Origin of the sequence: Microbacterium sp. H1-D42, from assembly GCF_022637555.1 — a bacterium.
Classification (GTDB): Bacteria; Actinomycetota; Actinomycetes; order Actinomycetales; family Microbacteriaceae; genus Microbacterium.
In genome coordinates this window covers 463,728-489,114 of the sequence record NZ_CP093342.1, presented here as the reverse complement: position 1 = coordinate 489,114, position 25,387 = coordinate 463,728, and the positions used below count along the sequence as shown (strand labels likewise).

Sequence of the window (25,387 nt, the reverse complement as noted above, 5' to 3'; positions counted from 1 at the left end):
CATTTTCCGCGTACCCAATCGCGTTTCACGACTCTATGTAGCCAATGCGCCAAGCACCGGCACAGGAGCCGTGAAATCTTGCACGGAATGTATACACAGTGTCGGAATCGCTGGTTCTTTCGCACGAGCCGATAGCGTGGCCTCATGGCTCGACCCCGTCCCCTGCCGATCGATCCGCTCGCCGAGGCGAAGCGGCAGTGGCTCGCGCACGGGTGGACGGATGCCGCCGAGGGGATGGCGGTGGTCACCTCGATCATGCGTGCCCAGCAGCTGCTGCTGGCGCGGGTGGATGCTGCGCTGAAGCCGTTCGGTGTGACTTTCGCCCGGTACGAGGTGCTACGACTGCTGGCCTTCAGCCGCTCGGGAACCCTCCCCCTGTCGAGTGTCGTCGCCCGCCTGCAGGTGCACGCGACCAGCGTGACAAGCACCGCGGAGCGGCTGGTGCGCGACGGCCTGGTGCGCCGCGATCCGCACCCGCACGACGGACGTGCGGCGCTGCTGACGCTCACTGATACCGGCCGCGACCTCGTCGAACGCGCCACGGCCGCGCTGAACACCGAGGTGTTCTCCTCCCCCGGCCTGGATGCCGATGACGCGAACGCCCTGGTGGGAATCGTCGCGCGGCTGCGCAAGAACGCCGGGGACTTCACGGATCCTCGTCCGCTGCCCGATCCGCTCTGATGGCCACCATCGTCCTGGAGCGAGTGATCCCCGCACCTTCCGAGCAGGTCTTCGACCTCTCACTCGACGTCGGACTGCACCTGGAATCGCAGAGCAGCCACGACGAGCGCGTGGCGGCAGGACGAACCTCGGGAATGCTCCACGAAGGCGAGCAGATCACGTGGGCTGCGCGGCACTTCGGCGTGCGGTTCCGGATGACCTCTCTCGTGTTCGACGTCGATCGGCCACACGGCTTCAGCGACCGGCAGACGAAGGGTCCCTTCGCCGCGTTCCTGCACACGCACGAGTTCCTCCCCACCACGGACGGCACGCTGATGCGAGACACGATCGAGTTCCGGTCGCCGTTCGGACTGCTCGGCCGCGCGGTGGACGCCGTCGTCATGCGCCGCCATCTGGCACGCGTCATCACCGAGCGCAACGACGCGATCAGCGCCCAGTTCCCCGCACCACGCGCGTAGGATCGCGCCATGACCGAGCTTCGACTGCACACCGTCCTCGAGCCGATGGGCCCCGCCGGAGCGATCGTGCTCTCGGATGAGCAGGTGGCGACCCTCAGCACCGCCAAGGCGTTTCCCGTCGCCGTGAGGATCGGCGAGCGCGTCGCGAAGCTGCGCCTGTCGCGGATGGGCGGCAAGAACCTGATCGGGTTCAGCAAGGCCGTCCGCGCCGAGATGGCGGTCGAACTGGGCGACGAGTTCGACGCCGTGATCGCGGCCGACACGGCCGAGCGCACGGTGGACATCCCTGACGCACTGGCCACGGCACTGGCATCCGACCCCGCCGCGCGCACGGCCTTCGACGCTCTGTCCTATTCGCGCCGCAAGGAGATCGCACGCTCGATCGCCGACGCGAAGCAGGATGCCACGCGCGAACGCCGCCTCGAGAAGGCGCTCGCTGACCTGCGCGGCTGAACACGTCTCAACGGGCCGAGGCCTCAGTCCCCGTCGTACACGTACCGGTCGAAGCGCTCCGGCACGCGCATGCGCTGCCAGGCGAGCTCCTCGTCGCGGCGCGAACGATCGCCAGGGAACGCCTTGGCTGTGTAGCGCGGCACCTGCCTGGCGTGCCCTGCCATGTGCGCGACCGCCGCGGCCTGCCCGCACACGCGCGCGGCGGCCACTGCTGACGCGTCGGATGCCTCACGCGCGGCGGCGTGACTGCCGAACGAGCGCTCGCGCACTTCGTCGATGTCGAGATCACCGCGGATGAACGCCTGCGCAGCCTCCAGCGCCTCGCGGGGACGCACGTCCTCCGGACGCTCGGCGAGGAACAGCGGCAGCATCCGCTCGGCGCACGCGACGGTCCACTCCACGAGCTCTCGGCGGTCCTCTTCTGACAGTTTCAGGTCGGCATCGTCGGGCTGCGTGTCCATGACGGTGCTCATCGGTGATGGAAGTGAGGGGGGCGCTTCTCGCGGAACGCAGCCATCCCCTCCTTCTGGTCGGCCGTGTCGAACAGGGCGGCGAACTGCTGCTTCTCGACCAGGACACCATCTGCCAGAGACGTCTCCATGGCGGCATCCAGCGTCGCCTTCGCCGCGTACAGCGAAGGCAGCGACTTCGATGCGATCGTCTCGGCGAGCTTCCCCGCCTCATCGAGCAGATCGGATGCCGGGACGACGCGCGACACGAGGCCGATGCGCTCCGCCTCATCGGCCGCGATCATGCGGCCAGACAGGATCAGCTCGGCCGCCTTGTAGTAGCCGACCGCGCGGATCAGGCGCTGCGTGCCGCCCATGCCAGGGATGACGCCGAGGTTGATCTCGGGCTGACCGAAACGAGCCGAGTCGGCGGCGAGGATGATGTCGCACATCATCGCGACCTCGCATCCGCCGCCGAGAGCGTATCCGGAGACGGCGGCGATGACAGGAGTGCGCACCGCCGCGAAACGGGTCCACGCGCCGAAGTGGTCGGTCTCGAGCATCTCGGATGCTGTCTTCGACTCCATCTCCTTGATGTCGGCTCCAGCGGCGAACGCCTTCTCCGACCCCGTGACGACGATCGCGCCGATGCCGTCATCAGCGTCGAACGCCTCGGCCGCACCGGCGACTTCCACGGCGACCTGACGGTTCAGCGCGTTGAGCGCCTCCGGCCTGTTGAGGGTGATCCAGCCCACCCGTCCTCGTTGTTCGACGAGGATCGTCTCGTACTCGGCGACATTCTCTTCAGGCATCTTCACTCCATCCGCCGCGACGCTGCGGCCCCTCCAGTATCCCAGGCGGCGCAGCCGCCTCGGGTCGTGCACGCCTGCACACTTCTTCCCGCACAGCACACCGAATCCCCATTCCGTGTGCGGATCGGGGATTTCTGTGCAGGATGTCCGGCCGGAATCAGACTTCGCCGGCGCGGATGTCGGTGATGATGCCCGAGAAGTCCCGATGCGCACCGTCACCGGCGGCGAACGCGGCGTAGAGCTCCTGCGCGAGTCGGCCCATCCTGGCATCCGTCGAGGTCTGCTCGATCGCCTGCAGTGCGAGTCCGAGGTCCTTCGCCATCAGGGCACCGGCGAAGCCGGGCTGGTAGTCGCGGTTCGCAGGGCTCGTGGGCACCGGCCCCGGCACGGGGCAGTTGGTCGTGATCGACCAGCACTGACCCGAGGCCTGCGACACCACGTCGAACAGTGCCTGATGCTCGAGACCAAGCCGCTCCCCGAGCACGAAGGCCTCGGCGACGGCGATCTGCGAGACCGCCAGCACCATGTTGTTGCAGACCTTCGCGGCCTGGCCGAGGCCAGGCCCGCCGCAGTGCACGATGCGCTTGCCCATGACCTCCAGCAGCGGCAGAGCGGCCGCGAAGTCAGCATCCGAGCCGCCCACCATGAACGCGAGCGTGCCGTTCTCGGCCCCCACCACGCCACCTGAGACGGGAGCGTCGATACTGCGGTGACCGGCCTCGAGCGCCATCTCGTGCGCGGTGCGCGCCTCATCGACCGCGATGGTCGACGACTCGATGAACAGCGTGCCAGGATCAGCAGCCGCGAGCACGCCGTCCTGATACGCGGCGATCACGTGCTTGCCGGCGGGGAACATCGTGATGACGACCTCAGTGCCGGCGACCGCATCGATGCCGAACGAGGCGACCGGCACGCCTGCCGCCGATGCGGCCTCGACGGCCGCAGGAACCGGATCGTAGCCGCGCACCTCGTGCCCGGCCTTGACCAGGTTCACAGCCATCGGCAGGCCCATGTGGCCAAGGCCGAGGAATGCGATGCGCGTCATGACGCGCTCCGCATCTGATTTCCGCCGCTTCGCTGGAGGGAGGCGGATCCGGCAGGGCGCAGCATCTCTCGCCCGACGATGAGTCGCATGATCTCGTTCGTCCCTTCCAGGATCTGGTGCACGCGCAGGTCACGCACGACCCTCTCGACCCCGTAGTCCTGAAGGTACCCGTAGCCGCCGTGCAGCTGAAGGGCCTTGTTGGCGACATCGAATCCGGCATCAGTGGCGAAGCGCTTGGCCATGGCGCAGCGCATCGTGGCATCCGGCGCCTTCTCATCCACCGCCTGCGCACCATCGCGCACCATCAGTCGCGCGGCCTGCAGCTCGGTGCGCATGTCGGCGATCGTGAACAGGATCGACTGCTTCTCGGCCAGCGGCTCACCGAAGGCGACCCGCTCGTGCACGTACTGCACGGCCTTCTCGAGTGCCCACTGCGCGCCGCCGAGCGAGCAGGCGGCGATGTTGAGACGGCCGCCGTTGAGCGCCGACATCGCGATCGCGAATCCGCGGCCCTCGTCACCGAGCATGGCGGATGCTGGAACGCGCAGCCCGTCGAAGATCACCTGGCGGGTGGGCTGGGCGTGCCAGCCCATCTTCTTCTCCGGGGCGCCGAAGCTGAGCCCCTCGGCGTCGCCCGGGACGAGGAAGGCGCTGATCCCCTTGGCCCCAGAGCCGGCGTCGCCGGTGCGCGCCATCACGACGTACACCGCGGCCTCGCCCGCACCGGAGATGAACTGCTTCACACCCGTGAGCAGATAATCGTCGCCGTCACGCGTCGCGCTGGTGGCGATGTTCGCAGCATCCGATCCCGCGCCCGGCTCAGTGAGGCAGTACCCGCCGAACTCCTCCATCGCGGTGAGCTTCGGCAGCCACTGGCCGCGCTGCGCCTCGTCGCCGTACGTGTCGATCATCCACGCGACCATGTTGTGGATCGAGATGTACGCGGCCACAGCCGGGTCGCCCTTGGCGAGCTCCTCGAAGATCGCGACGGTGTCGACGCGGGCGAGTCCTGTGCCGCCGAAGTCCTCGCGGATGTAGATGCCGCCAAGGCCCAGCTCACCGGCCTTGTGCAGCGATTCGCGCGGGAAGATGTGCTTTTCGTCGCGCTCGGCCGCGTACGGCGCGAGCTCGGACTCGGCGAAGTCTCGAACGGCGCCGAGGATCGCCTCGCGCTCTTCCGCGCTGACGGCGGTGGGGGTGGTGACGGGTGTCATCGTCTCAGTCCTGGTCGTATCGGTCACATCGTGGGGATGACGAAGCTGGCACCGTCGCGCACTCCGTGCGAGGGCCAGCGGCTCGTCACCGTCTTGGTCTTCGTGTAGAAGCGGAACGCGTCGGTGCCGTGCTGGTTGAGGTCGCCGAAGCCGGACTTCTTCCAGCCGCCGAACGTGTAATACGCGATCGGCACGGGGATCGGCACGTTCACGCCGACCATTCCGACGTTCACGCGCGCCGCGAAGTCGCGGGCGGCGTCGCCGTCGCGGGTGAAGATCGCGACGCCGTTGCCGTATTCGTGATCGGATGCCATCGCCAGCGCCTCTTCGTAGTCAGCGGCCCGCGCGATCACCAGCACCGGGCCGAAGACCTCTTCGCGGTAGATCGCCATGTCGGTGGTGACGTGGTCGAACAGGGTGGGTCCGAGGTAGAAACCCTGCTCGTGACCTTCGACCTCGAAGCCGCGGCCGTCGGCGAGCAGCGTCGCCCCCTCGTCGAGCCCTTGCTGGATGTATCCGATGACGCGGTTCACAGCATCCGCCGTCACGAGTGGACCGTAGTCGACGTTCTCGGCGAGTGACGGGCCGACCTTGAGTTCGGCGACGCGCTCGGTGAGCTTGGCGGCGAGGGCATCCGCCGTCTCCTCCCCCACGGGAACTGCGACGGAGATCGCCATGCAGCGCTCGCCGGCCGATCCGTAGCCCGCGCCGATGAGGGCGTCGGCGACCTGGTCGAGGTCGGCGTCGGGCATGACGATCATGTGGTTCTTCGCCCCGCCGAAGCACTGCGCGCGCTTGCCGTGGTTGATCGCGGTCGTGTAGATGTACTCGGCGATCGGGGTCGAACCGACGAAGCCGACTGCCTGGATGCGCGGATCGGTGATCAGCGTGTCGACGGCCTCCTTGTCGCCGTGCACGACGTTGAAGACGCCGGCGGGCAGGCCCGCCTCAAGGAACAGCTCGGCCAGGCGGACCGGCACAGAGGGGTCCCGCTCGCTCGGCTTGAGGACGAACGCATTGCCGGATGCCAGGGCGGGGCCGGCCTTCCACAGCGGGATCATGGCGGGGAAGTTGAACGGGGTGATGCCGGCGACGACGCCGAGGGGCTGACGCATCGAGTACACGTCGATGCCGGCGCCGACTCCCGTGGAGTACTCGCCCTTGAGCAGGTGTGGTGCCCCGATGCAGAACTCGATCACCTCGAGACCGCGCTGGATGTCGCCCTTCGCGTCATCGAAGGTCTTGCCGTGCTCGCTGGAGAGCAGTCGTGCCAGGTCGTCCATGTCGCGGTTCACGAGTTCGACGAAGCGCATCATCACGCGGGCGCGCTTCTGCGGGTTCATGGCGGCCCATTCGGGCTGCGCGGCCTCGGCGTTCGCGATCACGTCGCGCACCTCGGAGGCGCTTGCCAGCGGCACGTGCGCCTGCACGGCGCCTGTACTGGGATCGAACACGTCCGCGACGCGGCCGCCGGTGGACTCAACGGGCTTTCCGCCGATGAAATGGGGGATCAATCGGGACATTGTGCTGACACTCCTCTGCGCCTTCTTTGGCACAGTGACAATGATAGTTGGCCTCACGAGCAATTACTAGGGACACCTACTATCTGCGATCTGTGAACGAAGAGCGGATTGTTCCCTTCCCGTTCACCCCGAGGACAACTCGCGCACGTAGAACTGCTGGTGCGCGGAAGAAGGCTCAGATCGGAATCGGGTGCCGTCATCCTCCGTGCAGCGGTGAGCGCTGTCGCAGCCTCCCGCCGCGGTCACAGACCGCGAGACCCCCGCCGAATCGGGTCGGCGGGGGTCTCCCTGTGTCGGTGGGCTCGTGTGTCAGCGCAGAATGTGGCCGTTGACCTTGACCTTGCCCTTCGAGATGCTGACGATCGTGCCGGGACCAGTCGGGTTTCCGACATCGTCCGTGGCGGCCGCGGTGGCCGCCCACAGCGTGCCGTTCGAGGCAGTCGACACCGCGAGTGCGTTCGGCAGCGGAGTGAAGCCCAGGTGCTGGCCAGAGGTCGACACCTTCGCGATGCCGCCGCCGAACAGCTGCGCGACGTACAGCGCGTCAGGACCTGCCATCGAGATGCTCGTCGGACCGGAGAGCCCAGCGGCGATCGCCGTCGGCTCACCGCTGCGGTCGATGCGCCACAGCTGGCCGGCCCCCGTCACCATGCCCGGGAAGCCCGGCAGTGTGCTGACGTAGACGACGTTGCCCGGCCCCACGGCCAGTCCCGTCGGCACGGGTTCGGCGTTGAACGTGGACCCCAGCGCGCAGTCCGGCAGCCCCATGATCGCCATCACCTGCGCGTCGACCGTGACCGGCACCGCCGGCAGCACGGCGAAGACGCTGATGTCGCCGTCATTGGTCACATGCCAGATGACGTTGGCTCCGGCATCCGCCACCAGCCACGCGCCTCGGTAAGAGACCACGGTGTACGCGTGCGCGTCGAGCAGGCCCGGATTGCTCCCGCCGTCGGCAAGGCATCCGTCGACGAAACCGTAGGTGTTGCCCCCGTCGGGGTTGTTCGCGTACTCGTAGGCGTGCAGGTCGACGTAGGGCATCGGGCCGTTCGGTCCGATGATCTCAAGCCCACTCTCCGCGGGTGGCGCCTCTTCACCCGTTTCGACGGAGGTCGTGTAGGCCATCCACTTGCCGCGTGTGGCGACGCTGGTGGTGCCCTCTGCCCCGGTGATGATGTTCGCGATCGAGCCATTGGGCTGAAGCTGCCCGATGATCCCCAGCGCACCGTCCGCGACGAGCACACGCTGCCCGTCCACGGTGAGGCTGTAGGGCATGGCCACCTGGTTGGACCATTCCTGCGGCGCAGGCGGGTCGGATGCCGCCGACGCGACCGTCGGCGTGGTCAGCGCCAGTGCCAGGACGGCACCGGCGGCAATGAGCGCACGAGATCCGCGCATGATGCCTCACAATCTCGGCCGTGCGATTCCACTCGGCCGTGCTGGGCCGGGCGGAGTCCCAGGCGCCCGACTGCCGTGAACCGCCCCAGTGACCGGTCCAGGCGGAATCATCCCTCTGGCATCCTGCGCGCACAAGGCCTGGGGGTAAAGATCCGTGCTGACACGTAGACGTGATCAGGCAGCGTGTCTGCCCGTTCTTCTTCTCCGCCGGGGCCGATCGGCCGTCAGAGACGTTCGAGGATGAGGGCGTTCGCCATGCCGCCGCCCTCGCACATGGTCTGCAGGCCGAGCCGCCCGCCGGTCGCCTCCAGGTGATCGAGCAGGGTGCCCAGCAGGCGGGTGCCCGACGACCCCAGCGCGTGCCCGAGCGCGATGGCACCACCACGAGGGTTGAGCTTCAGCGGATCGGCGTGGAACTCGGCTGCCCAGGCCAGTGGGACCGAGGCGAACGCCTCGTTCACCTCGTACGCGTCGAGGTCATCGATGTCGAGGCCTGCCCGCTCCAGCACGCGACGGGTCGCCGGGATGGGCCCGGTGAGCATCATCATCGGGTCGTCGCCGATGACCTCGAACGCGCGGAATCGTGCACGTGGCGTCAGCCCGAGCTGCTCGGCGCGATCCGCGCTCATCAGGAGTGCCACGGAAGCCCCATCGGTGAGCGGCGAGGAGTTGCCGGGGGTGATGCTCCACTCGAGGTCCGGAAAGCGCGCGGCGAGCGCGTCGGTGCGGAAAGATGCCGGGAGTCCGGCCAGCTTCTCGACGGTGGTGCCCGCGCGCACCGTCTCATCCGCCATCGCGCCTGGCGCCTCGGGCACGGCGACGACCGTCCGGTCGAAGAAGCCGTCCTGCCAGGCTCGGGCGGCACGGGCGTGGGAATCCGCCGCGAAGGCATCCAGCGCCTGCCGGTCGAAGCCCCAGCGCTGGGCGATCAGCTCGGCGCTGACGCCTTGATTCACCAGCCCCTGCGGGTAGCGGGCGCGCAGGCGCGGTGACATCGGCGAGCCGCCCGCCGCGGACGATCCCAGCGGCACGCGACTCATCGACTCGACACCGCCGACGATGACGATGTCGCTTTCACCGGCCGCGATTCCGGCTGCGGCGAAGTGCACCGCCTGCTGGCTGGAGCCGCATTGCCGGTCGATCGTGGTTCCGGGTATGCGCTCGTCGAAGCCGGCCGCCAGCACAGCTTGCCGGGCGATGTTCATCGCCTGGTCGCCGACCTGACTGACGCAGCCGAGCAGCACGTCGTCGACCTGACCGGATTCGAGGCCGTTTCGCTCGAGGACCGCCTCCAGCATCCCCGCCGCGAGGTCGACGGGATGCACTCCAGACAGGGAACCGCCGGGCTTGCCCCGCCCTACGGGCGTGCGGACGACATCGACGAGGACGGCTTCATTGCTCATGCCTCCATCATCGCGCCTGCGCCCGCGGCCGGCGCCACTCGGGGCTTCCTGGGGTGCTGAGTGGGTCAGCTCAGGGCCGGCATGACCTCCCGCTCGAAGAGCTCAACGCCGGAGCGGTCGTAGGCCGACTCTGGGAAGTAGTGGATCGCGTAGCCGAGGCCACGGCGCTTCATCTCCTGCAGCCGCTCGATGACCTGCTCTGGTGTGCCGACGCCGAGCGCCTGTTCGCTGCGGTAGTTGTGCATGACGCCGGCGGTGCGGTCGCCGAGGTGCGGCGCGAGGCGCGCCTCGATGGCCGCAAGGCGATCCTCGACCTCGGCCTCGGTCGCGCCGATGACGGTGTTGAAGTTGGCCGAGCGCACGATCGCGTCGAAGTCGGTGCCGACGGTCTGCGTGTGCGCTCGCAGGATCTCGCTCTTCGCCGTGAACTCCTCTGGAGTGCCCCCGAAGTTGGTGTACTGCGCGTACTTCGCGGCGATCTTCAGCGTGACCTTCTCACCGCCGCCGGCGATCCACAGCGGAATCCCGCCGTCCTGCAGTGGAGTCGGCTGCACGATGGCGTCGTCGACCTGGAAGTAGCGCCCGTCGAGCGTCGCATGGCCCGTCCTCCAGGCCTGACTCATGATCTGAACGCCCTCGTTCAGCATCCGAAGCCGATCTCCGGCGGCGGGGAACCCGTAGCCGTACGCCTTCCACTCGTGCTCGTACCAGCCGCCGCCGATGCCCATCTCGGTGCGTCCGCCCGAGATGATGTCGACGGTCGCGGCGACCTTCGCGAGGTAGACGGGGTTGCGGTAGCCGATGCAGGTGCACATCTGCCCGAGGCGGATCCGGCTCGTCGAAGCGGCGAACGCCGACATGAGCGTCCACGCCTCGTGCGTGGCCTCATCGCTGTGCACCGGCGTGGTGTGGAAGTGGTCGTACACCCACAGGGACTCCCACGGACCGGCATCCGCCGCCTGCGCGAGTGAGCGCATCGCGTCCCACTGCGCGGCGGGCTCGATGCCCACCAGATCGAACCGCCAGCCCTGGGGAATGAAGATGCCGAATCGCATGTGCGGCAGTCTAGCGATGCGATGATGAGACTCTTCACTACCAGTGAGCACGACGGCGACGCGGCCTCCTTCCTGGCGGAGGCGGTGGAGATGGATGCCTTCATCGACGGCGTGGTCGCGACGATCGACGCGGTGAAGGCGGCTGGCAAGCACCGCGGGCAGGTCGACATCTCGTTCGACGATTGGAACGTCTGGTACCAGTCGGGCCTGGACAGCCTGCTGCGTGCAACGCTGCCTGCACTGTCGTGGTCGGTGATCGAGCTGGGCTGACTGAGCGCCGGGTCGCTGAAACTCAGGCGCTCGCGCGGCTGCGCTCGGCCAGGCGCATCCACGTCTCGACGACCGTGTCGGGGTTCAGCGACATCGACTCGATGCCCTGATCCAGCAGCCAGTCGGCCAGGTCGGGGTGGTCAGACGGACCCTGCCCGCAGATGCCGACGTACTTGCCGCGGCGCAGGCACGCCTCGATCGCCATCGCGAGCATCTTCTTCACGGCGGGGTCGCGCTCGTCGAACGTGCTCGCGACAAGCGCCGAGTCGCGGTCGAGGCCGAGGGTGAGCTGGGTCATGTCGTTCGAGCCGATCGAGAAGCCGTCGAAGTGGTCGAGGAACTCGTCGGCCAGCAGCGCGTTCGAGGGCACCTCGCACATCATCACGACCTCGAGGCCGTTCTCGCCGCGCTTGAGGCCGTTCTCGGCCAGCAGCTCGACCACGGCGGCGCCCTCGGCCACGGTGCGGACGAACGGGATCATGACCTTGACGTTCGTGAGTCCCATGTCGTCGCGGACGCGACGGATCGCCTCGCATTCCATGTCGAAGCACTCGCGGAAGTCCGCCGAGATGTACCGCGAAGCTCCGCGGTAGCCGATCATCGGGTTCTCCTCGTGCGGCTCGTAGCGGTCGCCGCCGAGCAGATTGGCGTACTCGTTCGACTTGAAGTCGCTCATCCGCACGATCACCGGCTCTGGCGCGAAGGCCGCGGCGAGCATCGCGACGCCCTCGGTGACGCGCTGCACGAAGAACTCGCGCGGCGACGGGTACGCGGCGATGCGGGCATCCACCTGCTCGCGCAGGTCGTCGGGCAGGGTGTCGCGCTCGAGCAGGGCGCGCGGGTGGATGCCGATCTGGCGGTTGATGATGAACTCCAGGCGCGCGAGTCCGACGCCACGGTTCGGCAGGCGCGAGAACGAGAAGGCCTGGTCGGGCGTGCCGACATTCATCATGATCTTGACCGGCACCTCGGGCATCCGATCCAGCCGGGTCTCCTCCTCGGCGAAGTCGAGCAGTCCCTCGTAGATGAAGCCGTCGTCGCCCTCGGCGCACGAGACCGTCACCTCGGTGCCGTCGCCGAGCACCCTGGTCGCATCGCCGGTGCCGACCACGGCCGGGATGCCGAGCTCACGGGCGATGATCGCCGCGTGACAGGTGCGTCCGCCGCGGTTGGTGACGATGGCGGAGGCCTTCTTCATGATCGGCTCCCAGTCGGGGTCGGTCATGTCGGCCACGAGCACGTCGCCGGCCTGGAACTGAGCCATCTCATCGATCCCGCGCAGCACGCGCACCGCGCCGGCGCCGATCTTCTGGCCGATCGCGCGGCCGGTGGCGAGCACTTCGCTGCGGCCGGAGAGCACGAAGCGGCGCATCACATTCGCATCCGCCCGCGAGACGACGGTCTCGGGGCGGGCCTGCAGGATGTAGAGCTTGCCGTCGACACCGTCGCGGGCCCACTCGATGTCCATCGGGCGCTGGTAGTGCTGCTCGATCGTGACGGCGTGCCTGGCGAGCTCCTCGACCTCGGCATCCGAGATGCTGAGCAGGCGACGCTGGTCGGCCGGCACGTCCTCGAAGACGGTGGTGCCGCCGACCTGCTGACTCTGCGTGTAGCGCATGGCGATCGCCTTCTCACCGACGGAGCGCTTCAGGATCGCCGGGCGGGATGCTGCGAGGGCAGGCTTGTAGACGTAGAACTCGTCGGGGTTGACGGCACCCTGCACGACGGCCTCGCCGAGGCCGTACGAGCTGGTGATGAAGACGGCGTCGCCGAACCCGGATTCGGTGTCGACGGTGAACATGACGCCGGACGCCCCGATGTCGGAGCGCACCATGCGCTGCACGCCCACCGAGAGGGCGACGTCGTGGTGGTCGAACCCGTTGTGCACGCGGTAGGCGATCGCGCGGTCGTTGTACAGCGATGAGAACACCTGCTTGATCGCCTGCAGGATGTGCTCGATGCCGGCGATGTTGAGGAAGGTCTCCTGCTGACCGGCGAACGAGGCATCCGGAAGGTCCTCTGCGGTCGCCGAGGAGCGCACTGCCCACGACACCGAGTCGGGTTCCGGGTCGTTCTCGACCAGGCGCGTGTACGCCGTGCGGATGTCGCCCTCGATGTCGGCCGGGAGCGGCTGCTGCTCGATCCACTCGCGCACCGCGGCGCCGACCCGGGCGAGCTGCACCACGTCGTCGACGTCAATCGCCTCGACGGCCTCGCGGATGCGGGTGTCGAGCCCGTCGTTCGCGAGGAACGCGCGATAGGCGTCGGCGGTCGTCGCGAATCCACCTGGCACGCGCACGCCGAGCTCGGACAGGTGCGAGACCATCTCGCCGAGGGAGGCGTTCTTGCCGCCGACCTGGGGAAGGTCGGCCATGCCGACCTCGTCGAACCAGAGGATGCTGCTCATGGGCGTGCTGCTTTCGTTGGGTTCATGAGTTTCGTTGGGTTCATGAAGGCTCGGTCAGGCACGCAGCTTCATGGTCTGCATGATGACCGCCGACATCTCCTCGACGCTCTTCGTCGAGGAGTTCAGGAAGGGGATGCGGTTTCGTCGGTAGAGGTCTTCGGCGCGGCGCAGCTCGATGGTGCACTGCTCGAGGCTGGAGTAGCGCGAACTTGGCCGACGCTCGTGGCGCACCTGACTCAGTCGCAGCGGCGTCGTGGTCAGCCCGAAGCAGCGGTCGCGATACTTCGCGATCGCCTTCGGAAGTCCCTCGGTGGGGAAGTCGTCGTCGGTGAGCGGGTAGTTCGCGACCCGCAGGCCGTGCTGCAGCGCGAGGTACATCGTCGTCGGCGTCTTGCCGCACCGCGAGGGGGCGATGATGACGACCTCGGCCTGGTCGAGGGCGCGAGAGCTCTGCCCGTCGTCGTGCTCGATGGCGTACTCGACGGCGCGCATGCGGGCGAAGTACCGCTCGGTGTCGCCGAGGCCGTGGTAGTTGCCGAGCTGCTCCGAGGCACTGACGCCCAGGGCCCGCTCGAGCTCGGTGAGGTGCCCGGCGAGCAGGTCGATGACGGTACCGCGGGAGGTGCTGAGGATGCCGCGGAGCGTCGCGTTCTTGACGGTGATGAACAGCAGCGGCTCGCGACCGGCCTCCGCGTCGGCGTCGATGCTCGCGACGACGCTGTGCGCCTCGCCGTCGGTGACGACGAAGGGGATCGTGTGCTTGATGAATCGGATGCCGGGGAAGTTGGCCAGCAGCGCACTGCCCAGTGTCTCGGCGGTGACTCCCGTGCTGTCGGAGACGAAGTACGCGGCGCGGGTCACGACGTCGGAGGAGGTGGTCACACTTCTACGTTATGGAAGGATTGGCGCGTCTGATGACCGATTCAGCGTGAAGGATGGTCAGTTCTTAACGATCTGGCAGGAACGACAGACGGCACCCGCGCTGACGCCCGAAGGTGCAGTCCGAGTGCCGTCTTCAGATCAGCCTCGCTTGAGCAGCGCAGCCAGCGCCTGTCCCCCGCCGATGCACATCGTGACGATGGCGTACTCGTCGCCGGTGCGCTGCAGCGTGAGGGCGGCGCGCACCGTGAGGATGGCTCCGGTCGCGCCGACGGGATGCCCGAGGGCGATCGCTCCGCCGTACGGGTTCACCTGGGCAGGATCCAACTCGGTGTCGCGGATGACGGCGAGCGCCTGCGAGGCGAATGCCTCATTGAGTTCGATCGTCGAGATGTCAGCCGGCTTCAGTCCGGTCTGCGCGAACAGTTTGCGCAGGGCCAGGGTGGGCGCGTAGCCCATGATCTCGGGCTCCAGCGCCGCTGTGGTCACGGCCTCGAGCGTTGCCAGCACCGGGGCGCCCTCGGCACGGGCATCCGATTCCCGCATCAGCACGGTCGCCGCAGCGCCGTCGTTGATGCCGGACGCATTGCCCGCCGTCACCGTGCCGTCCTTCGCGAACGCGGACGGGAGACCGGCGAGCGTCTCCAGCGTCGTGTCAGGGCGCGGGTGCTCGTCGTGGGCGATCTCGACCGGCTTGCGACCCGACGTCGTCACCGGGATGATCTCCTCGGCGAAGGCCGCCTGCGCAGCATCTGACGCCGCCCGTCGCTGGGACTCGAGCGCGAAGGCGTCCTGGTCCTCGCGCGACACCGAGAAGCGCTCTGCGACGTTCTCGGCGGTGGTGCCCATGTGCTTGTTCGTGAACGGATCGGTGAGCATCGCGATCGTGCCGTCGAGCAGCTGGCGGTGACCGAGGCGGTCGTTGAACCGCGCGTTGAAGTCGTAGAACGGCATCCGGGTCATGTTCTCGGCGCCGCCGGCGACCACGACATCGGTGCTGCCCCAGAGCAGTTCCTGCGCACCCGACCAGATCGCCTGCAGGCCAGAGCCGCACAGTCGGTTGACGGTGAACGCCGGAGTGTTCACATCGAGACCGGCCGCCAGCGCGATGCGCCGCGCGATGTACGCGTCGCTCGCGACCTGCCCGATCGTGCCGATGACGACCTCGCCGACGCGATCCGGGGCGATGCCAGAGCGACGAAGCGCCTCTGTGGTCGCGACCGCACCCAGCTCGTACGCCTCAGTGTCCTTGAAACCGCCACCGAACCGTCCGATCGGCGTGCGGGCGCCGGCGACGATCGCGACTTTTTCCTGAGATCCAGACGTCATCCTGCTGCCTCTTCCGCGCGCTCCTGCACGTCGATCGCGGCCGTGTCGGGCGCGTACTCCTCGATGTGCCGCTCGTCCGGGCCGTTATACGCCGACAGCGGCCGGATCAGTGCGTTGGATGCCTGCTGCTCGAGGATGTGCGCGGTCCACCCCGTGATGCGCGCCGCGATGAACAGCGGCGTGAAGGTGAGGGTGTCGTAGCCGATCAGGTTGTACGCCGGCCCCGACGGGTAGTCGAGGTTCGGGTAGATGCCCTTGCGACCGACGAACTCGCGCTCGAGCGTCTCGTACAGCTCGGCGACATCTGGTCGGTCATAGTGTGCGACCAGAGTGTCGAGCGCGGCCTTCATCGTCGGCACGCGCGAGTCGCCGCGCTTGTAGACGCGGTGACCGAAGCCCATGATCTTGCGCTTCTCGGCGAGCGCGGTGTCGAGCCACGGCACGACCTGGTCGGCTGTGCCGATCTCATCGAAGATGTGCATGACGGCCTCGTTGGCGCCGCCGTGCAGCGGGCCCTTCAGCGCGCCGATCGCGCCGACCACGGCCGAGTACAGATCGCTGAGCGTCGACGTGATCACGCGGGCGGTGAAGGTGGATGCATTGAACGAGTGCTCTGCATAGAGGATCATCGAGCGGTTGAACGCGTCGACGACGACAGGGTCAGGATCTTCACCGAACGTGAGCCACAGGAAGTTCGCTGCGTAGTCGAGGTCGTCACGCGAGTCGACGATCGTCTGGCCGCGCCGGCGGCGCTGCCCGTACGACACGATGGCGGGCAGCACGGCGAACAGCTGCAGGCTGCGCTGCAGGTTCTGCTCGGGGGTGCCAACGGCGTCGAGCACGTTGCCGGTGCCAGCGGTCTCGATCGCTCCGATCACGCTGACGGCGGTGCGCACCTCGTCCATCGGGTGCGCATCCAGCGGCAGCGCGTCGATGGCGGCCTTGACCTCAGGGGTCAGGGCGCGATGCGCGCGCTCGGTGGCGCGGAACTCGGCCAGCTGCGCATCCGTCGGCAGTTCGCCGTTCCACAGCAGGTACGCGACGGCCTCGAACGACTGCGTCGCCGCCAGCTCCTGCACCGGGTAGCCGCGGTAGAGCAGGCTGTTCGTCTCGGGGTTCACCTTGCTGATCGCCGTCACATCGGCGACGACCCCGGCGAGGCCCTTCTTGATCTCTTCGGTCATGCTGTGCTCACTCCCTTGTGTGTCACCGGTCGCACTTCGTCTCGTCGCTGCGCTCCTCGCTCAGCAACCGGGTTGGTAGTCACTTCGCTCCGCTCAGTGACCCGGTGTTGTCAATTGTGAAGTTGAAGACGCCCGAGTCGAAATGGTTGTACGCCTCGTAGTCGATCAGTTCGTACAGGTCGGCGCGGTGCTGCATCTCGCCGAGCTTGCCTGTCAGGTGCCCCTCGTCGATCAACGTATCAAGGGCGCGACCGGTCGCACCCATCGCGATGCGCAGCATCGACACCGGCCAGATGACGATGTTCACGCCCACGCTGCGCAGCTGCTCGACGCTGAAGAGGTCCGACTTTCCGAACTCCGTCATGTTCGCCAGGATCGGCACGTCGACGGCATCCCGGATCGCGGCGAACTCCTCGAGCGACCGCATCGCCTCGGGGAAGATCGCGTCAGCGCCGGCATCCACCAGCGTCTTCGCACGGTCCTTCGCGGCCTCGAGCCCGTCCACGGCGGCGATGTCGGTGCGCGCCATGATCAGGAAGTTCTCGTCGCGGCGTGCGTCGACGGCGGCGCGGATGCGCTTGACCGCCGTGTCGGAATCGACCACGGCCTTGCCGTCGAGGTGACCGCAGCGCTTCGGGTTGATCTGGTCCTCGATGTGGGCGCCGGCGAGCCCGGCATCCTCCAGCGTCTGGATCGTGCGCGCGACGTTCATCGGCTCACCGAAACCGGTGTCGGCGTCGATGATCGCCGGCAGGTCGGTCATGCGCGCGATCTGCTGCCCGCGGCCGGCGACCTCGGTGAGCGTCGTCAACCCGATGTCGGGCAGACCCAGGTCGGCCGACAGCACGGCACCCGAGATGTAGACGCCCTCGAAGCCCTTCTGCTCGATGAGGCGGGCGCTCAGCGGGTTGAACGCCCCCGGGAAGCGCAGCAGCTCACCCGTGGCGAGACGCTCGCGGAAGGCGCGGCGCTTCTCATGAGCTGGAACGGTGGAGTAGAGCATGTTTTCTCCTCACATCTCACCGGTCGGGCGTCACGCCGACGCCCGACCGGTGTGGGTCAGAACAGTCCCGCGGGGGCGGGAGCGGATGCCAGCAGGCCGGGCTTCGCGATGATCGAGATCTCGGCCACCTCGGCGGCGGACAGCTCGGGCAGACGTTGGACCAGCTCGAGGAACCGCTCGATTTCGGCGGGCTCCAGGACGGGCTCGGCGAGGATCCGGAACTTGTTGACGTAGTTCTCACGGGCGAACGGCCGGGCGCCGAGCGGGTGCGCGTCGGCGACGGCGATCTCGTCGATCACCTTCGTGCCGTCGGTGAGCGTGATCTCGACGCGACCGCCGAACGCCTTCTCGGTGATGTCGAGCGAGTGGTAGCGGCGCGTCCACTCGGCGTCCTCGAGCGTGGTGATCTTGTTCCACAGCGCGACGGTGTCGGCGCGGCCGGCACGCTCGGGAGCGTACGAGTCGACGTGGTGCCAGGTGCCGTCCTGCAGTGCGACCGCGAAGATGTACGGGATCGAGTGGTCGAGCGTCTCGCGCGACGCGGTCGGGTCGTACTTCTGCGGGTCGTTCGCGCCCGAGCCGATCACGTAGTGCGTGTGGTGGCTGGTGTGCAGCACGACCGACTCGATGTTCGCCGGGTCGGCGAGCTCGGGGTTCGAGCCGTGCAGCTTGCGCGCCAGGTCGATCCAGGCCTGCGCCTGGTATTCGGCCGAGTGCTCCTTCGTGTACGTGTCGAGGATGGCGCGCTTGGCCTCGCCGGCCGCAGGCAGCGGAACCTCGTACGCGGCGTCGGGGCCATCCAGCATCCACGCGATCACTCCGTCCTCCCCTTCGTAGATAGGCGAGGGAGAGGTCTGCCCGCGCATCGCGCGGTCGACGGCCTCGACCGCCATCTTGCCGGCGAAGGCAGGGGCGTGCGCCTTCCAGGTGGAGATCTCGCCCTTGCGGCTCTGTCGCGTGGCGGTCGTGGTGTGCAGCGCCTGGCTGACAGCCTGGTAGATCGTCTCGGCGTCGAGGCCGAGCAGGGTGCCGATGCCGGCGGCTGCCGACGGGCCGAGGTGGGCGACGTGGTCGATCTTGTGCTTGTGCAGGCAGATCGCCTTCACCAGGTCAACCTGGATCTCGTAGCCGGTCGCGATGCCGCGCACCAGCGCCTGACCGTCGCTGCCGACGTGCTGCGCGACCGCGAGGATCGGCGGGATGTTGTCGCCGGGGTGCGAGTAGTCGGCGGCGAGGAAGGTGTCGTGATAGTCGAGCTCGCGCACGGCGACGCCGTTCGCCCAGGCCGCCCACTCGGGGCTGGTGCGGTGGTCGAGCTCGGCGCCGAAGACCGTTGCGCCCTTGCCGCCGGTGGAGACCGGGTGCGCGAACGCCTGGGCGCGGGCGGCGTTGATCGGACCGCGGGTGAGCGATGCCGCTGCGACCGATGCGTTGTCGATGATGCGGTTGATGATCATGTCGACGACCGCGGGCTCGACGTCGACGGGATCGGTGGCGACCTCGGCGATCTTCCACGCGAGTTGCTCCTCACGGGGCAGATCTTCTTCAGAGCGGTAGACGCGGACGTGGTGGTTGACGGTCATCGTGTTCCTTCCAGATGTGCAAGTGATTCCAAGATGCTCTCCAGCGCGTTGTGCAGGTGCACGTGCGTGGCGTGGGCGGCGAGGTCGGAGTCGCGGGATGCCAGGGCGCGGGCGATCAGGCGATGCTCGGCGGCGGATGCGGCCAGGCGTTCGGGTTTGTCGCGCGCCATGCGGCGCACGCGGACGAGGTGGGTGCGCACGGTCCGAAGGGCCGAGCTGATGTAGTCGTTGCCGACCGCGGCGTCGAGCTCGGCGTCGAACCGCGAGATCAGCGCGTAGTAGGCGTCGCGCCCTCGGCTCTGCGTGAGGTCGACCCCGGTGAACTCCTCTGCCAGGGCGGCGAAGACGGCAGCATCCCCCCGCTGTGCGGCGAGACGGGCCGAGTTCTCCTCGAGCGCGCGACGGATCTCGAAGAGCGCGCGGATGTCAGAGGAATCGAGTCCGGCAACCACGGTGACCCGCGGGGACTGCTGCACGACGAGCCCCTCGGCGACGAGTCGGCGCAGCGCTTCGCGCATGGGTGTGCGACTCACGCCGAGGCGTTCGGCCTGCTCGACCTCGGCGAGCACGGCGCCTGCGGCGAGCGCCCCGGACTGGATCTCTTCAAGCAGGGTCGCGTAGGCACGATCGCTCGCGCGGATGCGGTCGACGACGGTGCTCATGCCGTCAGTGTATACACAACGACGCCTGTTGACCACCGAGACCAAGGCAAGGTGCCGCTGCGTATACATAAGAATCTTCAGATTCACGGTTGCATTCTCACTACTCAGCGGTACTATGTACTGGTAGTCAGCAACACTGAGTAGTGAGGATGGGGCAATGGGCAAGCAGATGACAGAGATGCTCAAGGGGACGCTTGAGGGCATCGTGCTCGCGCTGCTCACCGACCGCCCCGCGTACGGCTACGAGATCACCACGCAGCTGCGCGAGCGCGGCTTCACTGACCTCGCCGAGGGCACCGTCTACGCCCTTCTCGTGCGCATCGAGCAACGCGGGCTCGTCGACGTCGAGAAGGTGCCGAGCGAAAAGGGCCCGCCACGCAAGGTGTACTCGCTCAACACGAGCGGCACCACCGAACTGAACGAATTCTGGACCACCTGGAGCTTCATCTCCGATCGGATCGAAGAGCTCCGCAAGAAAGGACACTGACATGGCTGTGAAGTGGATCGAAGCGCTCACCGGATCGCTCGAGCAGAAGAAGCAGTACAAGGCGACCAAGGCGCGGATGGATGCCCTGCCCCAGCCCTACGGCGAGGCGGCAAGCGCACTGCACCGGTACTTCATGTACTACGGCGGCATCACCGACGGCGACACGCTGATGCAGATGTTCGTCGACCTCGTCGATCTGTGGGAGCGGGCGGCCGTCGACGGCACGCCGGTGAGCGCGATCGTCGGCGACGACACCATCGAGTTCGCCGAGACGTTCGCACAGTCGTACGGCGGCAAGCGCTGGATCGACAAGGAGCGTCAGCGTCTCATCGACGCGATCGACGACGCGAAGCGAGAGGAGCAGGGATCATGACCGATGCGGCTGTGCACGTCCGTGGCATCCGGAAGTCCTTCAAGGACCTCGAAGTGCTGCGCGGCGTCGACTTCGACGTCGACCGCGGCAGCGTCTTCGCGCTGCTCGGGTCGAACGGTGCAGGCAAGACGACGATGGTGCGCATCCTGTCGACGCTGCTGAAATCGGATGCCGGGGACGCACGCGTCCAGGGATTCGACGTCTCGGCAGATGCACGGCAGGTGCGCGAGGTGATCAGCCTGACCGGCCAGTTCGCCGCCGTCGACGAGGTGCTCACAGGGCGTGAGAATCTCGTGCTGGTCGCGCAGCTGCGCCACCTGGATGATCCAGGTGAGATCGCCGATTCGCTGCTCGAGCGATTCGGGCTGACCGAGGCCGGGTCAAGGCGCTCAGGAACCTACTCGGGCGGCATGCGACGCCGGCTCGACATCGCGATGAGTCTCGTCGGGCATCCGCAGGTCATCTTCCTCGACGAGCCGACCACGGGGCTGGACCCTGAGGCCAGGCAGGAAGTGTGGGCGGTCGTCCGCGAGCTCGCGGCGTCCGGCACCACGGTGCTGCTGACGACGCAGTACCTCGATGAGGCCGAGCATCTCGCCGACCGCATCGCGATCCTGCATCAGGGGCGCATCATTGCGAACGGCACGCTCGGCGAACTCAAGGCGCTGCTCCCGGCAGCGAAGGTCGAGTACGTCGAGAAGCAGCCGACGCTCGAGGAGATCTTCCTCGCGCTGGTCGGCCCGTCAAACGAATCAGAGAGGAGCGCGGCCGCATGAGCACTCACTTCATGGCCGACACCAGCGTGTTGACCGGCCGGTCGCTGCGGCACATCTTCCGCAGTGCCGACACCATCATCACCACAGCCGTCACCCCCATCGCGCTGCTGCTGCTGTTCGTCTTCGTCTTCGGCGGGGCGCTGCGGCAGAGCATCGGCTCCGGCAGCTACGTGAACTACCTGCTGCCGGGCATCCTGCTCATCGCGATCGCGTCTGGCATCGCCTACACGGCGTTCCGACTGTTCACCGACCTGCAGGGCGGCATCTTCGAACGCTTCCACTCCATGCCGATCGCGCGATCGAGTGTGCTGTGGGCGCACGTGCTGACGTCGATGGTCGCGAACGCGATCACCGTGGCGATCATCTTCGGCGTCGGCTTCGCGATGGGCTTCCGCACCTCGGCGAGCGTGTGGGCGTGGCTGGCGGTGATCGGCATCCTGATGCTCTTCACCCTGGCACTGACCTGGCTCGCCGTCATCGCTGGCCTGTCGGCCAAGACGGTCGACGGGGCGAGTGCGTTCTCGTACCCGCTGATCTTCCTGCCGTTCATCAGCTCGGCGTTCGTGCCGACCGAGACCATGCCAGGGCCCGTGCGCTGGTTCGCCGAGAACCAGCCGGTCACTTCGATCGTGAACTCGATCCAGGCGCTGTTCGCCGGCACGCCGGTCGGCAGTGACATCTGGGTCGCCCTGGCCTGGTGCATCGGCATCCTGGTGATCGCCTACGTGATCGCCATGCGGATCTACCGCCGCCGGATCGGGTGACGCGGGGGCCTTGTCGGAAACACCAGATCATTCATCCGCCGTGCGGCGCGTCACGGGCATCCGATGCCTGACGCGCCGCACCGGTCTGTTGTTTCCAACGCTCACACGGGTTCAGGCAGCGGCTCGACCAGCTCCTGCGTGACGGGCTCGCCGAGTTTGACCAGCACGACGCCGACCAGCACGAGCACTCCCCCGATGAGCTGCACGGTCCCGGGGAGCTGGCCGAGCAGCATCCACCCGAACAGCAGTGCCGCAACCACCTCGGCGAGCGCCACGAACGACGCGAGTCGTGAGCCGAGCATCCGCGTCGAGGTGATCCCCAGCACGTACGCGAGGGCTGTCGCGAGCACGCCGATGGCGAGCACGGGCACGAACCACGGCAGCGTGCCGAAGCGGTAGGCGACGTCGTCGGTGTTCCACTCCATCGGCAGCACGCCGACGAGCCCTGCGACGGTGAGCCCGACGGCGCCGAGCGCCAGGCCGAGCCCGGCGAGGGCGATCGGCGGCAGGCCGGTGTCGCCGCGGCCGGAGAGCACGAAGTACGTCGCCGCTCCCACCATGGCGCCGAGCGCCCACAGGATGCCACCGACATCGATCCGTGCGCCGGTGAGCACATCGAGCATCAGCACCAGTCCGATGAATGCGACGAGCGCGCCGAGGATGCTGCGCCGGCTCGGCCGTTCGCCGCGGCGCACCCAGAGCCACAGCACGACTGCGACCGGAGCGGTGTACTCGATCAGCAGGGCGATGCCGACGTCCATCACGGCAACGGCCTGGAAGTAGAACAGCTGCGTGGCGGTCACCGCGAGCAGGCCGTATATGACGATCATGCCCGCGTTCTTGCGCACGAGGCCCCAGCGTCCGCGCAGCGCGATGATCGTCGGGGCCAGGAGCACGAGGGCTGCGACCCAGATGCGCGCGGTGACGGCGGCGCCAGGCGTCCACCCCGCATCGATGAGGCCTCGCGCCCACGCGCCCGACATGCCGAACGCGAAAGCTGCGCCGACGGCGACGAGCAACCCGGTGCTGACGCTCGGGTGGCGGGTGTCATGGGTCAAAGCGGTCATGATCCATGACGGTACGCGTCACAGATGTAAGGTGTCAATGTGAGGTTCACCGATGACACGGAAGAGGCGCTGCGCGCTGCCGTCGCCCTGGTGAACTCGGCCGAGCCGCCGGAGTCGTTCGACCTCGCGGAGTTCCTGAGCGAGTACCCCTACACCGGTCGGATCGACCGCGACGATGCAGAAGCCCGCTCTTTGCGGGACCTTCGCCCGCGGCTGCGCGACATGCTGCTCGCGCCGCGCGACGACATGGCTGCTCAGGTCAACAACGCACTCGCCGACGTCATCCTCACTCCGCGGCTGGCGCGCCACGACGGCGCCGACTGGCACCTGCACGCGGTCGCCGACTACCACCCCCTGTCTGAACGGATCCTTGTCGAGACGGCGATGGCGCTGATCGACGTGATCCGCACCGACGAGGGCAGCCGCATCAGCATCTGCGCCGATGAGGAGTGTCAGGCTCTCGCCCTCGACCTCTCCCGCAACCGGTCGAAGCGGTACTGCTCGACGACCTGCGCGAACCGCAACGCCGTGGCGGCCTATCGTGCGCGGCAGGCGGACGCGTCGTGACCGGGTCTCCACCATTCGACACCTGGTTCCCCGACGCCGCATTCGACGGCAGCTACGGCTTCACCCTCGAAACGCTGCGCGCGGTCTCGCCGATCGCCGCGCCGGCGGGCTTCGCCGAGACGTGGCGACGCTGGCGAGCGGAGGCCCGCGACGTGGATGCTGCGCCGCGCGTGCTGTCGATGCAGCAGCGCGGGCGTCGGCGGGTCTCGCTGGTCGAGCTCTCGGGCGTCGACGGCGTGCATCTGCGGGCGTGGCTCGTCGAGCCTGTCAGCGGTGCGGCGCGCGTCGGCATCGTGCACAGCCATGGGTACGGCGGGCGCGATCGCGTCGAGTTCGGCCGGGTGCCGTCGGATGCTGCCGCGATCTTCCCCGTCGCGCGAGGGCTCGGTGCGCTGAACGCGGGGGTGGGTGCGCCGGAGCCTGTTGAGCAGCACGTGCTCGCTGGCCTGACAGACCCCGATGTGTACGTGCCAGGCCTCTGCGCGCGCGACCTCTGGCTCGCTGCGGACGCACTCATCGACCTGGCCGGCGACCTTCCTCTCTACTTCGTCGGCGAGAGCTTCGGCGGCGGCATCGGTGCACTGGCTGTGCCGTGGGATGACCGGTACATCGGCGCGACGTTGGCCGTTCCGACGTTCGGGCAGTACGACGAGCGGCTGGCGGTGCCGTGCCTGGGCAGTGGCGAGTTCCAGCGGATGCACGTGCAGCGGCATCCTGAGGCGCGCGATCAGCTGCGACTGTTCGACTCGTCGACGTCGGCGGCGTTCTTCACGATCCCGGTGCGGGTCGAGGCGGCGCTGTGGGATCAGTCCGTGCCGCCACAAGGGCAGTTCGCCGTCGCGAACGCCGTGCCGGCCGCACTGCTCGAGTTGGAGGTGCTGCCCGCCGGCCATGCCGAGTATCCCGGGCTCGCCAGGGTCACCGTCGACGCGCGCCGCGCCGGCCTCGCGCACCTCGACCGCGCGCTGGCACCCGCCTGACCCGCCGAGAAACCACTTCCCGCGTGAGAAACCCCCGCACGCATGGTTTCTCGGACGGGAAGTGGTTTCTCACAGAGTGGGCTAGCCGCCGACGACCCCCTCGAAAAGGCCGATGTGGTTGCCGTCGGGATCGACGATCACCGCCCAGGCGCTGGTCTCGGTGATCGGCGAGCGCTCCATCGCGACCGTGCCCCCGGCAGCCTTGGCGGCGGCAACCGTGTCGTCGATCGAGTCGACTTCGACGTACGAGCGCGGCTGGGTGAATCCGTCGTCTCGCGGGGCGAGCCCGCCACCGGAGATCCCGTTCGGCGCCCGCCACATCGGATAGCCCTCGAACCCGGGCATCTCAGCGATGTTCCACCCGAACAGCCCCGAGTAGAAGGCTGTCGCCCTCGCCATGTCACCCACCGGGATGTCGATGTGGGTGATGTCACCGTGTGCCATTTCTGCTCCTCTCATCGGTCGACGTGGCCAGTGTGCGCCTCGCACGCCACCAAGGCAAGCGGAATACACCTTGAATGGTCCCGAATCGCCGTGTGACGCTCACTGCTCAGCCCACACGATG

The 25,387-nt window shown here is 67.9% G+C and carries 26 protein-coding genes and 1 pseudogene; 10 read left to right on the top strand and 17 right to left on the bottom strand.

Annotated elements, in window-relative coordinates; genetic code table 11:
* The first annotated feature begins 144 nt into the window (after positions 1 to 144).
* The 3 genes from MNR00_RS02285 to MNR00_RS02275 are packed head-to-tail and all read left to right on the top strand — an operon-like array spanning position 145 to position 1,592.
* Positions 145 to 681, top strand: coding sequence for a MarR family transcriptional regulator (locus MNR00_RS02285; RefSeq protein ID WP_241927562.1), 537 nt, complete (start codon positions 145 to 147; stop codon positions 679 to 681).
* Entirely contained in the window at positions 681 to 1,139 is a 459-nt protein-coding gene (locus MNR00_RS02280; protein WP_241927561.1) for an SRPBCC family protein, read from the top strand. Before MNR00_RS02285 ends, MNR00_RS02280 begins: the two co-directional genes overlap by 1 nt.
* A gap of 9 nt (positions 1,140 to 1,148) precedes the next feature.
* On the top strand, positions 1,149 to 1,592 hold the full coding sequence (locus MNR00_RS02275) for a YdeI/OmpD-associated family protein (RefSeq protein WP_241927560.1): 444 nt from the start codon (positions 1,149 to 1,151) through the stop codon (positions 1,590 to 1,592).
* A gap of 23 nt (positions 1,593 to 1,615) precedes the next feature.
* On the opposite strand, the gene MNR00_RS02270 is transcribed toward MNR00_RS02275, so the two are convergent.
* The 8 genes from MNR00_RS02270 to MNR00_RS02235 all read right to left on the bottom strand — a co-directional run bounded on the left by MNR00_RS02270 (position 1,616) and on the right by MNR00_RS02235 (position 10,491).
* Complete coding sequence (locus tag MNR00_RS02270) at positions 1,616 to 2,053, bottom strand: putative immunity protein (RefSeq protein ID WP_241927559.1); 438 nt, start codon at positions 2,051 to 2,053, stop codon at positions 1,616 to 1,618.
* A gap of 8 nt (positions 2,054 to 2,061) precedes the next feature.
* Positions 2,062 to 2,853, bottom strand: a complete 792-nt coding sequence (locus MNR00_RS02265) for an enoyl-CoA hydratase-related protein (protein WP_241927558.1) — start codon at positions 2,851 to 2,853, stop codon at positions 2,062 to 2,064.
* Between the two features lie 157 nt (positions 2,854 to 3,010).
* Positions 3,011 to 3,898 carry a 3-hydroxyisobutyrate dehydrogenase gene (gene mmsB / locus MNR00_RS02260; protein ID WP_241927557.1) on the bottom strand — a complete coding sequence of 296 codons (888 nt, stop codon included), beginning with the start codon at positions 3,896 to 3,898 and terminating at the stop codon, positions 3,011 to 3,013.
* Positions 3,895 to 5,112: an acyl-CoA dehydrogenase family protein gene (locus MNR00_RS02255; RefSeq protein ID WP_241927556.1), complete on the bottom strand. Its 1,218-nt coding sequence runs from the start codon at positions 5,110 to 5,112 to the stop codon at positions 3,895 to 3,897. Before MNR00_RS02255 ends, mmsB begins: the two co-directional genes overlap by 4 nt.
* Positions 5,113 to 5,135: 23 nt before the next feature.
* Positions 5,136 to 6,635 carry a CoA-acylating methylmalonate-semialdehyde dehydrogenase gene (locus MNR00_RS02250; RefSeq protein WP_241927555.1) on the bottom strand — a complete coding sequence of 500 codons (1,500 nt, stop codon included), beginning with the start codon at positions 6,633 to 6,635 and terminating at the stop codon, positions 5,136 to 5,138.
* Positions 6,636 to 6,944: 309 nt separating this feature from the next.
* Positions 6,945 to 8,033: a ScyD/ScyE family protein gene (locus MNR00_RS02245; protein WP_241927554.1), complete on the bottom strand. Its 1,089-nt coding sequence runs from the start codon at positions 8,031 to 8,033 to the stop codon at positions 6,945 to 6,947.
* Positions 8,034 to 8,257: 224 nt separating this feature from the next.
* Positions 8,258 to 9,436, bottom strand: a complete 1,179-nt coding sequence (locus tag MNR00_RS02240) for a thiolase family protein (protein WP_241927553.1) — start codon at positions 9,434 to 9,436, stop codon at positions 8,258 to 8,260.
* Between the two features lie 65 nt (positions 9,437 to 9,501).
* Positions 9,502 to 10,491, bottom strand: coding sequence for an LLM class F420-dependent oxidoreductase (locus MNR00_RS02235; RefSeq protein WP_241927552.1), 990 nt, complete (start codon positions 10,489 to 10,491; stop codon positions 9,502 to 9,504).
* Positions 10,492 to 10,536: 45 nt separating this feature from the next.
* Here MNR00_RS02235 and MNR00_RS02230 point away from each other — a divergent pair.
* Positions 10,537 to 10,704, top strand: a pseudogene (locus tag MNR00_RS02230) (alpha-L-arabinofuranosidase); the annotation flags it as partial.
* A 79-nt stretch (positions 10,705 to 10,783) separates the two neighbouring features.
* Here MNR00_RS02230 and ppsA read toward each other — a convergent pair.
* The 7 genes from ppsA to MNR00_RS02195 all read right to left on the bottom strand — a co-directional run bounded on the left by ppsA (position 10,784) and on the right by MNR00_RS02195 (position 19,808).
* Positions 10,784 to 13,168, bottom strand: a complete 2,385-nt coding sequence (gene ppsA, locus MNR00_RS02225; RefSeq protein ID WP_241927551.1) for a phosphoenolpyruvate synthase — start codon at positions 13,166 to 13,168, stop codon at positions 10,784 to 10,786.
* Between the two features lie 54 nt (positions 13,169 to 13,222).
* The gene (locus MNR00_RS02220) at positions 13,223 to 14,050 is read right to left on the bottom strand and encodes a pyruvate, water dikinase regulatory protein (RefSeq protein ID WP_241927550.1); all 828 of its coding nucleotides are present in this window, start codon (positions 14,048 to 14,050) and stop codon (positions 13,223 to 13,225) included.
* Between the two features lie 138 nt (positions 14,051 to 14,188).
* Entirely contained in the window at positions 14,189 to 15,376 is a 1,188-nt protein-coding gene (locus MNR00_RS02215; RefSeq protein ID WP_241927549.1) for a thiolase family protein, read from the bottom strand.
* On the bottom strand, positions 15,373 to 16,560 hold the full coding sequence (locus MNR00_RS02210) for a bifunctional 2-methylcitrate synthase/citrate synthase (RefSeq protein ID WP_241927548.1): 1,188 nt from the start codon (positions 16,558 to 16,560) through the stop codon (positions 15,373 to 15,375). Before MNR00_RS02210 ends, MNR00_RS02215 begins: the two co-directional genes overlap by 4 nt.
* A gap of 79 nt (positions 16,561 to 16,639) precedes the next feature.
* Entirely contained in the window at positions 16,640 to 17,563 is a 924-nt protein-coding gene (gene prpB / locus MNR00_RS02205; RefSeq protein ID WP_241927547.1) for a methylisocitrate lyase, read from the bottom strand.
* A gap of 56 nt (positions 17,564 to 17,619) precedes the next feature.
* The gene (locus MNR00_RS02200; RefSeq protein WP_241927546.1) at positions 17,620 to 19,146 is read right to left on the bottom strand and encodes an MmgE/PrpD family protein; all 1,527 of its coding nucleotides are present in this window, start codon (positions 19,144 to 19,146) and stop codon (positions 17,620 to 17,622) included.
* Complete coding sequence (locus MNR00_RS02195) at positions 19,143 to 19,808, bottom strand: GntR family transcriptional regulator (protein ID WP_241927545.1); 666 nt, start codon at positions 19,806 to 19,808, stop codon at positions 19,143 to 19,145. The genes MNR00_RS02200 and MNR00_RS02195 overlap by 4 nt, the downstream gene beginning before the upstream one ends.
* Positions 19,809 to 19,965: 157 nt before the next feature.
* Between MNR00_RS02195 and MNR00_RS02190 the strand changes: the two genes are divergently transcribed.
* Genes MNR00_RS02190 through MNR00_RS02175 form a run of 4 tightly spaced genes read left to right on the top strand, consistent with a single transcriptional unit; the run spans position 19,966 to position 22,208 of the window.
* Positions 19,966 to 20,295, top strand: a complete 330-nt coding sequence (locus MNR00_RS02190) for a PadR family transcriptional regulator (protein ID WP_241927544.1) — start codon at positions 19,966 to 19,968, stop codon at positions 20,293 to 20,295.
* A gap of 1 nt (position 20,296) precedes the next feature.
* Positions 20,297 to 20,668 (top strand): DUF1048 domain-containing protein, encoded by a 372-nt coding sequence (locus tag MNR00_RS02185; protein WP_241927543.1) that lies wholly within the window; start codon positions 20,297 to 20,299, stop codon positions 20,666 to 20,668.
* Positions 20,665 to 21,444, top strand: coding sequence for an ATP-binding cassette domain-containing protein (locus tag MNR00_RS02180; RefSeq protein WP_241927542.1), 780 nt, complete (start codon positions 20,665 to 20,667; stop codon positions 21,442 to 21,444). The genes MNR00_RS02185 and MNR00_RS02180 overlap by 4 nt, the downstream gene beginning before the upstream one ends.
* Complete coding sequence (locus MNR00_RS02175; RefSeq protein ID WP_241927541.1) at positions 21,441 to 22,208, top strand: ABC transporter permease; 768 nt, start codon at positions 21,441 to 21,443, stop codon at positions 22,206 to 22,208. The genes MNR00_RS02180 and MNR00_RS02175 overlap by 4 nt, the downstream gene beginning before the upstream one ends.
* 101 nt (positions 22,209 to 22,309) lie before the next feature.
* Here the strand turns inward: MNR00_RS02175 and MNR00_RS02170 are convergent, their stop codons facing one another.
* Positions 22,310 to 23,275 carry a DMT family transporter gene (locus MNR00_RS02170; protein WP_241927540.1) on the bottom strand — a complete coding sequence of 322 codons (966 nt, stop codon included), beginning with the start codon at positions 23,273 to 23,275 and terminating at the stop codon, positions 22,310 to 22,312.
* Between the two features lie 39 nt (positions 23,276 to 23,314).
* Between MNR00_RS02170 and MNR00_RS02165 the strand changes: the two genes are divergently transcribed.
* Both MNR00_RS02165 and MNR00_RS02160 read left to right on the top strand, forming a co-directional pair.
* Complete coding sequence (locus tag MNR00_RS02165) at positions 23,315 to 23,842, top strand: CGNR zinc finger domain-containing protein (RefSeq protein WP_241927539.1); 528 nt, start codon at positions 23,315 to 23,317, stop codon at positions 23,840 to 23,842.
* Complete coding sequence (locus MNR00_RS02160) at positions 23,839 to 24,822, top strand: acetylxylan esterase (protein WP_241927538.1); 984 nt, start codon at positions 23,839 to 23,841, stop codon at positions 24,820 to 24,822. Before MNR00_RS02165 ends, MNR00_RS02160 begins: the two co-directional genes overlap by 4 nt.
* An 81-nt stretch (positions 24,823 to 24,903) precedes the next feature.
* On the opposite strand, the gene MNR00_RS02155 is transcribed toward MNR00_RS02160, so the two are convergent.
* A complete protein-coding gene (locus MNR00_RS02155) occupies positions 24,904 to 25,266 on the bottom strand; it encodes a VOC family protein (protein WP_241927537.1) in 363 nt (120 codons plus the stop codon).
* Positions 25,267 to 25,387 lie beyond the last annotated feature (121 nt).

Excerpts from the sequence above, each read along its gene's own strand:
- MNR00_RS02285 (WP_241927562.1), top strand. The coding sequence starts at position 145 with ATGGCTCGACCCCGTCCCCTGCCGATCGATCCGCTCGCCGAGGCGAAG.
- MNR00_RS02280 (WP_241927561.1), top strand. The coding sequence starts at position 681 with ATGGCCACCATCGTCCTGGAGCGAGTGATCCCCGCACCTTCCGAGCAG.
- MNR00_RS02275 (WP_241927560.1), top strand. The coding sequence starts at position 1,149 with ATGACCGAGCTTCGACTGCACACCGTCCTCGAGCCGATGGGCCCCGCC.
- MNR00_RS02270 (WP_241927559.1), bottom strand. The coding sequence starts at position 2,053 with ATGGACACGCAGCCCGACGATGCCGACCTGAAACTGTCAGAAGAGGAC.
- MNR00_RS02265 (WP_241927558.1), bottom strand. The coding sequence starts at position 2,853 with ATGCCTGAAGAGAATGTCGCCGAGTACGAGACGATCCTCGTCGAACAA.
- mmsB (WP_241927557.1), bottom strand. The coding sequence starts at position 3,898 with ATGACGCGCATCGCATTCCTCGGCCTTGGCCACATGGGCCTGCCGATG.
- MNR00_RS02255 (WP_241927556.1), bottom strand. The coding sequence starts at position 5,112 with ATGACACCCGTCACCACCCCCACCGCCGTCAGCGCGGAAGAGCGCGAG.
- MNR00_RS02250 (WP_241927555.1), bottom strand. The coding sequence starts at position 6,635 with ATGTCCCGATTGATCCCCCATTTCATCGGCGGAAAGCCCGTTGAGTCC.
- MNR00_RS02245 (WP_241927554.1), bottom strand. The coding sequence starts at position 8,033 with ATGCGCGGATCTCGTGCGCTCATTGCCGCCGGTGCCGTCCTGGCACTG.
- MNR00_RS02240 (WP_241927553.1), bottom strand. The coding sequence starts at position 9,436 with ATGAGCAATGAAGCCGTCCTCGTCGATGTCGTCCGCACGCCCGTAGGG.
- MNR00_RS02235 (WP_241927552.1), bottom strand. The coding sequence starts at position 10,491 with ATGCGATTCGGCATCTTCATTCCCCAGGGCTGGCGGTTCGATCTGGTG.
- ppsA (WP_241927551.1), bottom strand. The coding sequence starts at position 13,168 with ATGAGCAGCATCCTCTGGTTCGACGAGGTCGGCATGGCCGACCTTCCC.
- MNR00_RS02215 (WP_241927549.1), bottom strand. The coding sequence starts at position 15,376 with ATGACGTCTGGATCTCAGGAAAAAGTCGCGATCGTCGCCGGCGCCCGC.
- MNR00_RS02210 (WP_241927548.1), bottom strand. The coding sequence starts at position 16,560 with ATGACCGAAGAGATCAAGAAGGGCCTCGCCGGGGTCGTCGCCGATGTG.
- prpB (WP_241927547.1), bottom strand. The coding sequence starts at position 17,563 with ATGCTCTACTCCACCGTTCCAGCTCATGAGAAGCGCCGCGCCTTCCGC.
- MNR00_RS02200 (WP_241927546.1), bottom strand. The coding sequence starts at position 19,146 with ATGACCGTCAACCACCACGTCCGCGTCTACCGCTCTGAAGAAGATCTG.
- MNR00_RS02195 (WP_241927545.1), bottom strand. The coding sequence starts at position 19,808 with ATGAGCACCGTCGTCGACCGCATCCGCGCGAGCGATCGTGCCTACGCG.
- MNR00_RS02190 (WP_241927544.1), top strand. The coding sequence starts at position 19,966 with ATGGGCAAGCAGATGACAGAGATGCTCAAGGGGACGCTTGAGGGCATC.
- MNR00_RS02185 (WP_241927543.1), top strand. The coding sequence starts at position 20,297 with ATGGCTGTGAAGTGGATCGAAGCGCTCACCGGATCGCTCGAGCAGAAG.
- MNR00_RS02180 (WP_241927542.1), top strand. The coding sequence starts at position 20,665 with ATGACCGATGCGGCTGTGCACGTCCGTGGCATCCGGAAGTCCTTCAAG.
- MNR00_RS02175 (WP_241927541.1), top strand. The coding sequence starts at position 21,441 with ATGAGCACTCACTTCATGGCCGACACCAGCGTGTTGACCGGCCGGTCG.
- MNR00_RS02170 (WP_241927540.1), bottom strand. The coding sequence starts at position 23,275 with ATGACCGCTTTGACCCATGACACCCGCCACCCGAGCGTCAGCACCGGG.
- MNR00_RS02155 (WP_241927537.1), bottom strand. The coding sequence starts at position 25,266 with ATGGCACACGGTGACATCACCCACATCGACATCCCGGTGGGTGACATG.